A 12,966-nucleotide genomic window follows, 5' to 3' on the forward strand; every position below is an offset into this window, starting at 1 on the left:
ACGAGGTCTATGTCGCGGTCTTCATCGACGCCATCGTGGTCAAGATCAGGGATGGTCAGGTCGCCAACCGTCCGATCTATGCCGCGATCGGAGTGACCGTGACCGGGGAGAAAGACATCCTCGGGTTGTGGGCCGGCTCCGGTGGTTAGGCGCGAAGTCTGGATGAGCGTGCTCACCGAGATCCGCAATCGCGGGGTCAAGGATGTGTTCTTTCTCGTCTGCGACGGGCTCAAAGTCTGCCGGAGGTGGTCGGGAACGTGTGGCCTCTGGCCACGGTGCAGACCTGCATCATCCATCTCATTCGTAATACGTTCCGGCTGGCCGGGCGTCAGCACTGGGACGCGCTCAAACGAGACGTCAAACCGATCTACACCGCGGTCAATGCCGAGGCCGCTCGGGCTGTGCTCGATGAGAGCTGAGCGAGCGGTGGGGCACGAATACGGTGCGATCGTGCGGCTTTGGAACAACGCATGGGAAGAATTCATCCCCGTTCCTCGACTACGACGTCGAGATCCGGAGGGTGATCTGCTCGACGAACGCGATCGAATCCTTGAACGCTCCTACCGGCGCGCGATCAAGGCCCGAGGCCACTTCCCGACCGAGCAAGCCGCGCTGAAGTGTCTCTACCTGGTCACCCGTTCGCTCGACCCGACCGGCGCCGGTCGGGCACGATGGACCATGCGCTGGAAGCCAGCGGTCTGGTTGCCGAAACAGCAGCGCGTCCCTTGACCGACCACGATCGCCGACCAGCCGCGGGTATGGCTCTTCAGGTCCGCCAGCCGGCGCGCGGCCTCGGGGCGACGATCTGTGACACCGAGCGCGATCAGCCGACGTCGACGTAGTCCTCGACGATCGAGCCGTAGGCGACGAACTCTTCGGCACGCCCACCGTTCGGACTCGTCGGGAGCCCAGCTCTGGCCCGCGACCTGGGGTTCGTGCTGAAAGTTGGGATCGGTAGGTGGCGTGCGCGGCGTCTACTTACCCCATGACATCTTCTCAACCTCCCGCGAACCAACCGCAGTCCGCCGGCTTGGACAAAAAGACCAGCGCGACCCTGTCGTACGCGCTGGGATGGCTCACCGGAATCATCTTCCTCTTTGTGGGAAAGAACGATCCCGATGTGAAATTCCATGCCTCGCAATCGATCGTCTTCTTCGGGGCGGTCTCGGTGGTCAATATTGTTCTGAGCATCGTCGGCTCGCTCCTCGGGATCCTGGGGATCATCTTCAGCCTCGCCGGACTCGCAGTCGCGGTCTTCGCGGTCGTCGTCTGGATCATGGCCATGGTGCAGACGAACAACACCGGCGGTGTCCGCGCGGGGCTTCCCATTGTCGGAAAATTCACTGCCCGTTATGCCGATCAGTTGGCCAACTCGATCAAGTAGCGGCGTAGTCGAAGTCCCCAGCTGGATTTCGCAATCGAGGATGCTGTCGGCAGCCCTGCCGGAGACCAGATGCGGAAGCCCGAAGATCAACGGCCCGAGGTCATCTCGGGCCGTTGGCGTCCGCGCGGCCGAGATACCCCAGGACGGCACGGGTGCCGTCGCCGCCGGAGGGTCGCCCCCGGCGAATGCGGCCGCGCCTGCGCGCCGTAGCGGTCCGGTCCGTCGAGGTCAGAATGCTGGCCGGCACGACCGAGACCGAGCAGTCGTCGGCAGGGCGGGCGCGGTCGACGAGATCACCTACGAGCAGGTCGAGCTCGTCGATCACCACGCGTATCGCGGTGATCGGTCGGACGCGTACCAGCCCGGGCCGCAGGAGGGGGCGACTATGTGCCGAGCTGCTCGCGGACGAATGCCGCCGCCTGGTCCCGGTAGTCGTTGACGAAGTATGCGAAATGCCCAGGACTCAACGCATTTCCGAACCCGGCGGCCGGATCGCCGCCCTGGCAGACGCGGTCGGCGGCAGCGCAGTAGGAGCGCACGCGGTCGGTGAAATCTCCGAGGGCGCCGACGGGCAGCGCGGCGACACCCGACAGGGCGGGATCGTAGTTGCCGCGGTTGAAGGGGTCGGCGCCGTTGAACAGCGGACTGCCGAACAGGGCGATTGCGTCGATCTGTGCGGCGGCCTGGTCGGTCAACGCGGTTCGCGTGCGAAGTGTGTTGCCGATGACGCGGGCGCCCTGTGAGTATCCGAGGAGCACGAGCTGCTGATTCGGGCATTCGGCTGCGGTCTCGTTCACCCATGCCGTCAGGTTCTCGACGCCGCGCACGGGGCTGTCCGGGGCCATCGAAGCGGGATACTCGAGTTCGGTCACTGTGGTGCTGCGGCCGGATTCCCGGGCGATCCGCCCGGCCAGCGGGGTCAGCAGCAGACTGCCGATCTGCGGTTCCAGCGTGCCACGCACGGTGACGACACGGAGCTCCGCGCAGCCCTTAGGCCCGGGGGAGGGCTCAGCGGACGCGATCGGGAGGACCGGCAGCGCCAGCGCCGCGGCGACGGTCGTGGTAACGCACAGCAGGATTCGAGAACGTTCACGCATGCGCCCCAATGTATTGCGCCCAGGCCCGGTCATGCGTTAGAGCTGCCCGGTTCCGTTGCCATGTATGCGATTCGGAGTCTGTCGAAGGATCGAGGCGGTGGTGGGGTTGATGTATTCGACGATGTCGAGCAGTTGATTGGTGGGCGGCGTCGAGCTCGTCGAGTTCGGTGGCGACGAGCTCGGCGGCGCGGCGGGTGGCTTGTTGTGCGGTCCGGGTGATCATTTCGCCGAGTTGGTTTCGGCTGAGGCGTTCAGTGCCGTGCCCTAGGGTGACGCCGAGCAGGGCTCCGCTGGCGTTGACGCGGACGCGGACGAGCCGGTCGGTGGTTTCGGCTTCGCCTTCGACGGCTTGGATGCGGGTTTTCGCGGTCTGCATCAATGGGTTCGCCGTGCGAGCAGTTCGGTGAGCGGGTCCTCAGTGGGGTCGGTCATTCGGGAAGTTTCTCCAGGGCGCGGGTAGCGGCTTTGCGGGTCGGGCGCATCGAAGAAGCACCATCGCGTGGCGATCGCGGCGATGCTGACGTGGCGTGAACCAGGAGCCGGCGTCACCGCGGCGATGCCCGCGCCGGTGATCGTCGTAGGCGACGTGGACGAGGCGATCACGGCGGTCAACGACACCGAGTGCGGTCTGGCCGCTGCCCTGCACAATGGGTGCGTTTCGATGCACTCCGGCTATTAGGCAGAATGCACAGTTCTGTGCCTATCGTTGGGCGGAATGTCCTTTCGGTCGCAGCTCGGTGGAGCCGATAGTGGTGACAACACCTCGCGCGCGATCACGTCCGGAATGTTCTCTGCGCCGAGTATCGGCAATCGGGAGTGGTGAATGCCTCGCATTCGCCACCGCGAGACTCGAAGGAGTTGACCATGAGCAAGTGGACGAGTGCGCAAATCCCCGATCAGACGGGTCGCACGATCATCGTGACCGGGGCGAACAGTGGGCTCGGCTTCGAGACCGCGAAAGAGCTGGCACGCCACGGTGCCCATGTCATTTTGACCGCCCGCGACAATGCCAAGGGCGCATCGGCCATCGACCGGCTGCACGCCCAGGTGCCCAAGGCCGATGTCGAGTTGAAGCTACTGGACCTCGCCGACCTCGATTCGGTGCGTGATTTCGCCGCCGACATCAACCAGGTCGGCCAGCCGCTCGACGCGATCATCAACAATGCCGGTGTCATGTGGCCGCCACGCACGCTGACGAAGCAGGGCTTCGAATTGCAGTTCGCCACCAACCATCTCGGGCATTTCGCGCTGACGGGATTGCTACTGGATCGGCTGTCCCAGTCCGCGCGTTCCGGTGGCGATACCCGGATTGTGGCCGTCAGCTCGGTCGAACATCGAGGCGGTGCAATCCTTTTCGACGATCTGACCGGTGAGCGCGCCTACGATCCCCGCACGTACTACTCGCAGTCCAAGCTGGCGAATGTGTTGTTCGGTCTCGAACTGGATCGGCGTCTGCGTGCTGTGGGCTCACCGATCCGCAGCGTGATCGCCCATCCCGGCTATTCGGCCACCAATCTGCAGACCAGTGGTCCGACCGGTTTGCTCAGGTTCTTCTTCGGCTCGATCGGCAACAAGCTGATGGCGCAGCCGGCGGCCCACGGCGCGTGGAACGAGGAGTACGCCGCCACCGCCCCGGAGGTTCTGGGCGGGCAGTTCATCGGCCCGGACGGATTCAACGAGTACCGCGGCCACCCGCGTGTCGTACAGCCGGACAAGCCCGCGTTGGACAGCGATGTCGCGCGACGACTGTGGGAGCTGTCCGAGCAGCTGACCGGCGTGACCTACAACTTCCGTTGATCGCCGTCCGAGCAGAGAAAGGGTCCCCGCGATGACCTGTCTTCCCAGCGACCCGGCTACCTCGGCCGCAGAGGCCGACGCGGTGCTGCTCGACACCGAACGGGTGCGCACCTACAGCTGGACAGATCCCGAGGCGATGTCGAAGCAGGCAGTGCATCTGTCGGGTATCGAATTTCTGCGTGCGACACGGAAATCAGGTACCGCGGCCCCGATGAACCACACGGCCGGAGTCGACCTCGTCGCGGTGGACGACGGTGAGGTCGTGCTGGAATTCGTGCCCCGAGAATGGCAGTACAACCTGAACGGAAACGTGCACGGCGGCATGATCTGCACGATTGCCGACAGCGCCATGGCGATGAGCGCGTTGAGTACGCTGCCAGCCGGATTCATGCCGACCACAACGGATCTGCAGATCCGGTTCTTCCGCCCCGTTACCACGGATATGGGTGTGGTCCGCTGCATCGGGACCGTGGTGCATCGCGGGCGCCGGACCTGTGCCGCGCGCGCCGAATTGCGTGACGGCCGCGGCCGGGTACTGGCCCAGGCCACCACGACCTGCCTCATCATTCCCCGTCCAGCCGACGACAGCCGAGTTCTCGGAGGCTGAGCAATTCGGCAGTGGAAGATCGAAGGAGAAGACCGTGCAACGAAGCACAGCTACCACCGCTCACAGTCCCGACGTCCCGGCGGGCGGCGATGCGGCCGAGCCCGATTACGCGCCGATCATGCGCGATATCCAGCAGCGGTTGAACTTTCCGATCGGCGCGCGCCTCGCGGAGAACCTCATCTACGCTGTCGGGTTCATCCGAACCTGCGGCGGCGTCGAGGATGCCGAGGCGGTCGACCGAGCCGGCAGCGGGAAGATCCACAAACAGGGCGACCGTCGAGCCGACGCGACGGCCGGCTACTTCCAGTACTGGATGACCTACGGAGCCACCGGTGCGCGGACCCGTGAGTCCGTCGCGAAGGTCGCGGCGATGCACGAGCACTACAAAAAGAGCTACACGATGTCCAATGCGGCCTTCGTGCACGGTGTCGCCCTGTTCACCATCCTGTTCGACGAGATTTTCCAGATCGTCGGCCTGGATGTGTTCACCGAGGAGGAGAAGGCCGCGCAGGCGGCGCACTGGCGCGCGATCGGGGAGCAGCTGCACGTCCACGATATGCCGGATACCTGGGCGGGCTTGCAGCGGTTCAACACCGAGTACGAGCACAATCCCGCGTACTTCCGTCCCACGCCTGAAGCGCACCGTTGCGCGGAAGCCCTGATCGACCAGTTCAACAACCGGTGGTTGCCGCGCGCGCTGCATCCGCTGGGACGAGCGCTGTTGCTGTCGCTTGTCCCCGACCACGTCCTGGTAGCGGTGGGGGAGCGCAAACCACCCGTCGTGGTCGTTCACCTGCTGCGAATCGCTGTGCGACTAGGTCTTCTCGCGCAGTGGCGGATGGGTGCAATCCTGCGGCGTTCGCGTGCTGGGCAGATCCCGAGATGACTCACGCCCGGATGTAGCAGCTCGCGCGCGCACGTCGTGTCGAATGTGGATACGCGGAGGGGACCGAGCAATATGGGCTGGTGGGTGCGGTAGCGTGCCCCCAGACGCCGTTTCCATCCGTGACCGGTATTCGAGGCGAAGTGCAGATCAAACCCTCCAGGAAAGTGCCTAGGTACTGGGAACCCCCGTCGGAGCGAATCGCCGAGCTCATTCGCACTGGGGTAGGCCGCATGCTCGACAACCCGAAGGAGGTTTATCGGGCTGTCGACGAGGCTGTGCTTTCCTCATCGGGCTCGCAGTCGGCGGCCTCGGAACCAGGGCTGCTGGAGGCGTTGCTGGCTTCGATTCGCGCCAACTTCAGCCATTGGGCCACCGCCAACTTCAAGACGCCCGGTATGCCCGTGACGCCGAACCTCGGCCCAGAGAACGTTGATCTGGCCCGGGAGTTCGTCCGGCACGGATTCGACAGCGGGATATTGACCAATTTCCACGCCGGCCAGAACGCCGCGGTCCAGACCTGGACCACCATGGCATTCGAGCTGACCAGCGATCCGGACGAACTGCGTGAGCTGATCGCCGTGGTGAACCGGTCGGTCTTCGCCTATATCGACGACACGCTCGCCGCGCTGTACGAACTGATCGACAACGAACGAGGTCAGAATCCCGATGTCGACCATGCCGCGCGTATGGAGGCCGTGGAGTTGGTGTTGCGGGGCGCGCCGATCAGCCTCAAGCGTGCTAGCCAGCGTATTCGCTATGACCTGGGCCGCCGTCACCTGGCAGCTGTCGTCTGGACCGACGACGCCGGGACCGACCCGGGCCCGCTCGAGCGAGCCGTGACCGCCCTGGCGCAGGCCACCGGCTCCGTGCGGCCGCTGACGATCCTGGCCAGCTCCACAACTATGTGGGTGTGGGTGTCGAGCACGGAAGAGTTCCGGATAGCCGACATTCTCGAGCGCCTCGATGTGGGACCCGGTGCGAGGGTGGCGATTGGCTCCACCGGTGCCGGGCTACAGGGCTTCCGGCGCAGCCATCTCGACGCCGTCACCACGCAGCGCCTCATGCGGCGGCTGTCCGTCGATACCCGAATCGCCACCTATGACGAGATCGAGGTGGTCGCTCTCGCGACCGCCGACATGGAACGCGCGATGGAGTTCGTTGGCCGGACCCTCGGGTCGCTGGCGACCGACGATCCGGAATTGCGTGAGACGCTGCGGATGTATCTGCGCGTGGGATCGAGCACCACACACGCAGCGAAAGCCCTCTTCGCGCATCGCAATACGATCGTCAACCGGCTCGAGCGTGCCCGTGGGCTGTTACCCCAGCCGCTCGAGGGGCGCACTCTGCAGGTCGCGCTCGCGCTCGAGATCATGCAAGTGATCGGCGGTCCGCCGAGCAACTGAGGCCGCGGCCCAGCCGGATGTCGGTCGGCACAGCGATTGGATGCTCGCCGCCATTACGCACTTGCCGCCGCGAGCACAAGGTTCCGGCCTGAGTTTGGCCATCGTGGCGGCGTTGGCGACCGCGCACCAGCCGATCTCGTTACGCCCGGGCCGCCGCGCCTTTACGCTTGCCTGCACGACGAGTGCTGGTCTCGTTGACGTCGGCGGCCTCGGTCGTGGTCGGCCGCCATCGGTCGAAACGGTAGTCTGTCAAGTCGAAATGGCCGCTGCGCCAGTAAGTTTCGATGGTGGTGACGGGTCTCAGCGGGACGTCCCCATTCCTGTCGTAGTAGTAGCTGTTGGCTTCTCGACAGCTGTCTTGCCAGAAGACCTGCCGCTTGCGGCGGCGCATCATTTCCTCGAAGTAGCGTGTGTTGGCGTCGCCGGTGATCTCGACGCGGGTGGCGCCGACTCGGCGGGCCTGATCCAACGCACGCACGATGTGCTTGGCGCACACCTCGATCAGCGTGAAGTACGACGAGCCGTTGTAGCCGTAGGGCGCGAACATGGCGAACAGGTTGGGGAAGTGCGGAATGCTGACACCTTCGTAGGCCTGTACGCGCTCCTTGGCCCAGAAGGCGTCCAGGTCGATGCCGTCGGTTCCCACGCATTCGTAGGGGACGCCGGGCGAGTACGGCAGTTTGAAGCCGGTAGCCAAGATGATCACGTCCAGTTCGTGCTCCACCCCGTCGACGGTGCGGACCCCCGTCGGGGTGATCCGGTCGATCCCCGCGGTCTCCAGATGCACGTTGGTCCGGTTGAACGCGGGCAGGTAATCATTGGAGAAACTGGGTCGCTTGCAGCCGAAACCGTACTGGGGCGTGAGCTTTTCGCGCACGCCAGGATCATGGACCTGCCGGGCGAGCATGCGCCTGGCGGAGTATTCGGCGTACTTCGTGATGGGGAAGAGCGTGTGGTAGTGCACGGCCAGCGGCAGAATGGTTTCCACGAATCCCTGGCTGATGATCCGCGCGAGCATCTCGGTGCCGGGCAAATGCGCCAGCGTCCACTGCATCCGCGGCGACAGCGGCCGGTCGTGCTTCGCGATACACCAGATCGGCGTGCGTTGAAAGACGGTCAGCTGCGTCACTTCCGGCGCAACGGCCGGAACCACCTGGACCGAGGAAGCGCCGGTGCCGATCACACCGACGCGCTTACCCTTCAAGTCGAGCGTGTGGTCCCAGCGCGCCGTGTGCACGATCGGCCCGGTGAAATCGTCGATACCGTTGAAGCGCACCTCATTCGGCTCGGAGAGCACGCCGGTGGCGTTGATGACGTATCGAGCGGTGAACTCACGCCCGTCGGTGCTGGACAACCGCCAGCGGTGCGCGTCCTCTTCGAAGTGGATCCGCGCGATCTTCGTGTCGAAAATGAATCGTGATCGAAGGCCGTACTTGTCGACGCAGTGTTCGGCGTAGGCTTTCAGTTCCGCACCCTTGGCATAGACGTGCGACCAGTCCGGCTTCTTCTCGAACGAGAACTGATAGCTGAAGGATGGAATGTCCACGCCGATACCGGGATAGGTGTTCCAATGCCAAGTGCCTCCGGCGCCTTCACCGGCTTCGACGATTCGGAAGTCGTGCATTCCTGCCTCGTCCAGCTTAATTGCCACGCCGATGCCGGAGAACCCCGCGCCGATGATCAGGATCTCGTGATCTACCGGCGGCAGAGCTGAGTTCGTCATTGATTTGCTCCTTGGATTGCTTACTTTGCGGCCAGTGTGCGGCTGAAGAAGTCGATGTCTGCCGCGGCCGTGCGTTCGAACCATTCACCGCTGAACGAGTCGAAGTGCCCGGTGGGCATATTGCGAAACTCGACGTGCGGGGCTCGTGAGAGCAAACGGCGCTGAATCCAGGCGGGCGCCACGCGGTCCTGGCTGGCGATCTGGGCGAGCAACGGCGCGGTGATGCGGTCGGCGCGGCGGCCCGGTCGGAACAGCGGCAGGGTGATCAGCTCGGCCGCCGTCACGGCGTTGCGCCACTCGCCCAGTTCGGAATGGCTTGCGACACTGTGTGGTTCGAGCCACTCGAGGCCGTCGACGCCCTCGAAAATGGAGAAGAACGATCGATAGTCCGCCTCGCCGACGATCAGCGCACCGCTGCCGGGCAGCCCTACCGCCGGAACCGGGATCGGAGGTCGGCCGAGCCGACGACCAACGAGATCGCGGAGTATCGCCGAGGCTGAGCGCAGCCGGTCTGCCACCGGCGTACCCGGTGTAACGAACAGTCCGTCGACGAGCGGCACGATCACATCCACCGCCGCGATGCGGGAGTCGCGCGCGGCAACCTCCAGCGCCAACCCGCCACCGAGCGACGAGCCGAACAACCCGATTCGTTCAGGGTCGATACCGGACAGCCCGCGGGCATAGCTTACGGCGGCTTCGAGATCGGCGATCCAGTCGGCCAACCGCAGCCGACCGCGCGGTGAACCAGGGCTGGCGCCGAATCCGCGCGGGTCGAAATCCAATACGGCGCAGCCTGATTCGACGATCCGCATCGCGCGGCGACCATACTGGCTGAGATGTGTTCCGCCGAAGCCGTGCGCTATGACAACCAGCCCGAGGGATTCACTGTTGTTCGCTTTGGGGGGCCAGTACAACCAACCGCGGCATTCGCTGTCGCCGGATGGAAAGCTCACGCCTTCTTCGATGTACTGAAACTTCATGTCATTCCATTGGTTCGGGAGAGGTTCCGACCTGAGGGTGAGATTCGACGCCGCGCTTCCAGTACTTGGCGTCGAGACAAATTGGCGCGACCCCGAGGACCCGGTGGGGGCATCAGGCGCTCGGTGGCTGCGCCGATGCCATGCGTGCGGCCCATGTGCGCGACCACGGTGTCGCTGGTGGTGGACATACTCAGCGACGGTAGTCGCCAAATCTCACCGACCGAATGGACCGAATGCACAGCAGTCGAAGGATCGATGTGCAGAATAGCCATCGAGGGAAGACCGGAGTGGCTCGATTATGGTTGATCGCATCGGTCGGTCCGCTGCCGGAGTCGCATTGGGATTCTCCGGCATTGCAGCTGATTACGTTCTACGTGGCCTTGGTGTCGAGTCAGGTCTGCCTGCGTGGGATGCGCCGGGCATGGCCGGTGCGCAACGCACCGGCCATGTCCGCGGCGCAACTCGCCGCGGTCCTGCACATACAGCGCCTGAGCGGATCCGCGAAAAACAGCGCTGCCGATGGGTTGCCCGCCGGTAGGATCAGGCGCCGCGGCGGTCCGAGCTCGTCGTCGTTGCCCTTCGGGAACTCCATGAGATGTCGCCGAGGGAGTCGATGGGCTGGCGGATCTCGGGCTCGCTCAGTCGCGGGATGGTGAGATGGTGCACCACGTAGCCCGGCGGGCGCACGGTCGTCGTTCTCGAGGCGGCCGTCATCGCCACCGCCGCGAGGGCGGAGATCTTCTCGATGTCGGTAGTCCTCAGTTCTCCAGCGCCGGGGCGATGGTCGAGATGTCCGCGCCGAGGCTGTCGACACGGGACGTGTCTTTGAGGTCGACGCCGGATCGACCGAGCCTGCGGGCACCCGCGACCAGACCCGACACCACCCGGGCGGCGTCGGCGTAGGTGAGGCCGTCGGGCGGGTGGATATTGGAGACGCAGTTGCGTTCGGCGTCGGCGCGGCCGGGGCGGGGGAGGTGGGTGAGGTAGATGCCCAGGCTGTCGGCCACCGAGAGGCCGGGGCGTTCGCCGATGATCACCAGCACCGTCCGCACGCCCATGGCCGCTGCGATGTGGTCGCCGAGGGCGACGCGCGCCTGGGTGGCGATCACCGGCGGGGCGAGGCTGTAGCGGTCGCCGAGTTTGCCGGCCAGCGCGGTCAGCAGGCCGGCGCCGTGATCGGTGAGCGCGCGCGGGGACAGCCCATCGGCGAGCACGAAACCGATATCGGCGCCGCTGTTCTCGATACCGGACAGGTCGGCGGGCAGCCTGCCCAGATCGGGCCTGCGCAGATATTCCGAGCGGTCGGCGGCACGGCTGGTCACCGCGACCGGGTGGCCCAGTCCTGTGCTCGCGATCTGCTCGGTGAAGATCTCGACTGCCAGCGGGACGTGCACCGCGTCCCTTGCGGCGGCGTGGGCCGCGCGCAGGGCGAGCACCTCGGTGGTCGGCAGGGCGTCGCCCGAGCGCCCCAGCCCGATCCTGGCCTGGGTGTTGCGCCGCAGCTCGCGCCAGAACTCCTGGGCCACCGCCGAGTCGGCGTTCGCGGTAGCGCGCCCATCCGCTGTCGGTTCGCCAACTGCGTGCCCGCTCGGTTCGGTGTTCGATCGCACGATGTGCAGAACTGGTTTCGTCGCAGCGGGTTTCATCGGTTCGCCGCCAAGGCTCGCAGCGGTGACGACAACGGTTCCACCTGGCGGATCCGGCCGTTGGTGTCCAGCATGCCCAGCCCGGACAGCCACGCCTCGAATTCCGGTGCGGGACGCAGGTTCAGCACCTGACGGGCATAGAGGGCGTCGTGGAAAGCCAGACTCTGATATCCGAGCATCACGTCGTCGGCGCCGGGCACCGCGATGACAAAGGCGCAGCCCGCCGCGCCGAGCAGGGTGAGCAGGGTGTCCATGTCGTCCTGGTCGGCCTCGGCGTGGTTGGTGTAGCAGACGTCGACGCCCATGGGCAGGCCGAGCAGCTTGCCGCAGAAGTGGTCTTCGAGCCCGGCGCGGATGATCTGCTTGCCGTCGTAGAGGTATTCGGGCCCGATGAACCCGACGACCGTATTGACAAGCAGCGGTTGCAGATCCCGTGCGACGGCGTAGGCGCGCGTCTCCAGGGTCTGCTGGTCGACCGGCCGATCACCAACGCCCACATGGGCATTCGCGCTCAGCGCCGAGCCCTGGCCGGTCTCGAGGTACATCACGTTGTCGCCGACAGTGCCGCGCCCGAGCGAGCGCCCCGCCTCGTTCCCCTCACGCAGCAGCGAAAGGTTCACGCCGAAGCCGGTATTCGCGCCCTCGGTGCCTGCGATCGACTGGAACACCAGGTCCACCGGCGCGCCCGCCTCGATCAGGCCGATGGTGGTGGTGACGTGGGAGAGCACGCACGACTGGGTCGGGATGTCGAAGCGCAGCCGGACCTCGTCGAGCAGGTGCAGCAGATCGGCGGTGGCCTGGGGTGAGTCGGTGGCCGGGTTGATGCCGATCACCGCGTCACCGCAGCCGAGGAGCAGTCCATCGAGGGTGGCGGCCGCGATGCCGCGCGGATCGTCGGTGGGGTGGTTGGGTTGCAGCCGGGTGCTCAACCGGCCGGGCAGGCCGATGGTGGTGCGGAAACCCGCGGTCACCACGGTGGCCTTGGCGACCGCGATCAGATCCTGATTGCGCATGATCTTGCTGACCGCCGCCACCATCTCCGGCGTCAGCCCGGGTGACACCGCGGCCAGCGTCACCGCCGCGGTGTCGGTGGCGGCGACCGCGAGCAGCCAGTCCCGCAGTCCGCCGACGGTGAGATGCGCGATCGGGGCGAACGCGGTCCGGTCGTGGCTGTCGATGATCAGCCGGGTGACCTCGTCGGTCTCGTACGGAACGACAACCTCGTTCAGGAAAGTGGTCAGCGGCACGTCGGCCAGTGCCCACTGCGCGGCGGCCCGTTCGGCGTCGGTCGCTGCGGCACAGCCGGCCAGCTGATCGCCGCTGCGTTCGGGTGTGGCCTTGGCCAGCAGATCGACAAGGCCGTCGAACGTGTAGGTCCTTGCGCCGACGGAACTGCGGTACACGGTCATCGGGTGCCGCCTCCTCTCACGGATCGGTGGTGCG

Annotated in this window: 15 protein-coding genes and 3 pseudogenes; 10 read left to right on the forward strand and 8 right to left on the reverse strand. The window is 65.6% G+C overall.

Features of this window, described 5'->3' with window-relative positions; translation table 11 throughout:
- The first annotated feature begins 35 nt into the window (after positions 1-35).
- The 5 genes and pseudogenes from CRP45_RS35230 (at position 36) to CRP45_RS04610 (ending at position 1,384) form a co-directional block, all read left to right on the forward strand.
- Positions 36-149 carry a transposase gene (locus tag CRP45_RS35230; protein ID WP_372509877.1) on the forward strand — a complete coding sequence of 38 codons (114 nt, stop codon included), beginning with the start codon at positions 36-38 and terminating at the stop codon, positions 147-149.
- Between the two features lie 13 nt (positions 150-162).
- Positions 163-419: pseudogene (locus CRP45_RS34890) on the forward strand (transposase).
- Between the two features lie 23 nt (positions 420-442).
- Positions 443-523, forward strand: a pseudogene (locus tag CRP45_RS35065) (hypothetical protein); the annotation flags it as partial.
- Positions 487-729 (forward strand): annotated as a pseudogene (locus CRP45_RS34895) (transposase); the annotation flags it as partial. The pseudogenes CRP45_RS35065 and CRP45_RS34895, both read left to right, overlap by 37 nt.
- Positions 730-985: 256 nt before the next feature.
- On the forward strand, positions 986-1,384 hold the full coding sequence (locus tag CRP45_RS04610) for a DUF4870 domain-containing protein (protein ID WP_097243914.1): 399 nt from the start codon (positions 986-988) through the stop codon (positions 1,382-1,384).
- 100 nt (positions 1,385-1,484) lie between these two features.
- On the opposite strand, the gene CRP45_RS04615 is transcribed toward CRP45_RS04610, so the two are convergent.
- From CRP45_RS04615 to CRP45_RS04625, 3 genes are read right to left on the reverse strand one after another with little or no spacing between them, the layout of a single operon-like run.
- Positions 1,485-1,712 carry a hypothetical protein gene (locus CRP45_RS04615; protein WP_097243915.1) on the reverse strand — a complete coding sequence of 76 codons (228 nt, stop codon included), beginning with the start codon at positions 1,710-1,712 and terminating at the stop codon, positions 1,485-1,487.
- Between the two features lie 55 nt (positions 1,713-1,767).
- The gene (locus CRP45_RS04620; protein WP_179830756.1) at positions 1,768-2,481 is read right to left on the reverse strand and encodes a cutinase family protein; all 714 of its coding nucleotides are present in this window, start codon (positions 2,479-2,481) and stop codon (positions 1,768-1,770) included.
- Positions 2,474-2,857 carry a YbaB/EbfC family nucleoid-associated protein gene (locus CRP45_RS04625; RefSeq protein WP_097243917.1) on the reverse strand — a complete coding sequence of 128 codons (384 nt, stop codon included), beginning with the start codon at positions 2,855-2,857 and terminating at the stop codon, positions 2,474-2,476. The genes CRP45_RS04620 and CRP45_RS04625 overlap by 8 nt, the downstream gene beginning before the upstream one ends.
- A gap of 123 nt (positions 2,858-2,980) precedes the next feature.
- Here CRP45_RS04625 and CRP45_RS04630 point away from each other — a divergent pair, with 123 nt between their 5' ends.
- The 5 genes from CRP45_RS04630 to CRP45_RS04650 all read left to right on the forward strand — a co-directional run bounded on the left by CRP45_RS04630 (position 2,981) and on the right by CRP45_RS04650 (position 7,174).
- Positions 2,981-3,160 (forward strand): hypothetical protein, encoded by a 180-nt coding sequence (locus CRP45_RS04630; RefSeq protein ID WP_097243918.1) that lies wholly within the window; start codon positions 2,981-2,983, stop codon positions 3,158-3,160.
- A 185-nt stretch (positions 3,161-3,345) separates the two neighbouring features.
- Positions 3,346-4,278, forward strand: a complete 933-nt coding sequence (locus CRP45_RS04635) for an oxidoreductase (protein WP_097243919.1) — start codon at positions 3,346-3,348, stop codon at positions 4,276-4,278.
- 31 nt (positions 4,279-4,309) lie between these two features.
- Positions 4,310-4,885 carry a PaaI family thioesterase gene (locus CRP45_RS04640; protein WP_097243920.1) on the forward strand — a complete coding sequence of 192 codons (576 nt, stop codon included), beginning with the start codon at positions 4,310-4,312 and terminating at the stop codon, positions 4,883-4,885.
- Positions 4,886-4,919: 34 nt separating this feature from the next.
- Positions 4,920-5,771, forward strand: coding sequence for a DUF2236 domain-containing protein (locus CRP45_RS04645; protein ID WP_097243921.1), 852 nt, complete (start codon positions 4,920-4,922; stop codon positions 5,769-5,771).
- Between the two features lie 230 nt (positions 5,772-6,001).
- On the forward strand, positions 6,002-7,174 hold the full coding sequence (locus CRP45_RS04650) for a PucR family transcriptional regulator (protein WP_097243922.1): 1,173 nt from the start codon (positions 6,002-6,004) through the stop codon (positions 7,172-7,174).
- 139 nt (positions 7,175-7,313) lie between these two features.
- Here the strand turns inward: CRP45_RS04650 and CRP45_RS04655 are convergent, their stop codons facing one another.
- The 5 genes from CRP45_RS04655 to CRP45_RS04675 all read right to left on the reverse strand — a co-directional run bounded on the left by CRP45_RS04655 (position 7,314) and on the right by CRP45_RS04675 (position 12,932).
- On the reverse strand, positions 7,314-8,897 hold the full coding sequence (locus CRP45_RS04655) for a flavin-containing monooxygenase (protein WP_097243923.1): 1,584 nt from the start codon (positions 8,895-8,897) through the stop codon (positions 7,314-7,316).
- Positions 8,898-8,917: 20 nt separating this feature from the next.
- A complete protein-coding gene (locus CRP45_RS04660) occupies positions 8,918-10,087 on the reverse strand; it encodes an alpha/beta hydrolase (protein WP_143861333.1) in 1,170 nt (389 codons plus the stop codon).
- Positions 10,088-10,417: 330 nt separating this feature from the next.
- Positions 10,418-10,591 carry a hypothetical protein gene (locus CRP45_RS33670; RefSeq protein WP_179830758.1) on the reverse strand — a complete coding sequence of 58 codons (174 nt, stop codon included), beginning with the start codon at positions 10,589-10,591 and terminating at the stop codon, positions 10,418-10,420.
- Positions 10,592-10,635: 44 nt separating this feature from the next.
- Positions 10,636-11,523 carry an ethanolamine ammonia-lyase subunit EutC gene (gene eutC, locus CRP45_RS04670; protein WP_097243926.1) on the reverse strand — a complete coding sequence of 296 codons (888 nt, stop codon included), beginning with the start codon at positions 11,521-11,523 and terminating at the stop codon, positions 10,636-10,638.
- Positions 11,520-12,932, reverse strand: coding sequence for an ethanolamine ammonia-lyase subunit EutB (locus CRP45_RS04675; RefSeq protein WP_097243927.1), 1,413 nt, complete (start codon positions 12,930-12,932; stop codon positions 11,520-11,522). The genes eutC and CRP45_RS04675 overlap by 4 nt, the downstream gene beginning before the upstream one ends.
- Between the last annotated feature and the right edge of the window lie 34 nt (positions 12,933-12,966).

The organism is Nocardia amikacinitolerans (assembly GCF_900215415.1).
GTDB classification, from domain to species: Bacteria; Actinomycetota; Actinomycetes; order Mycobacteriales; family Mycobacteriaceae; genus Nocardia; species Nocardia amikacinitolerans.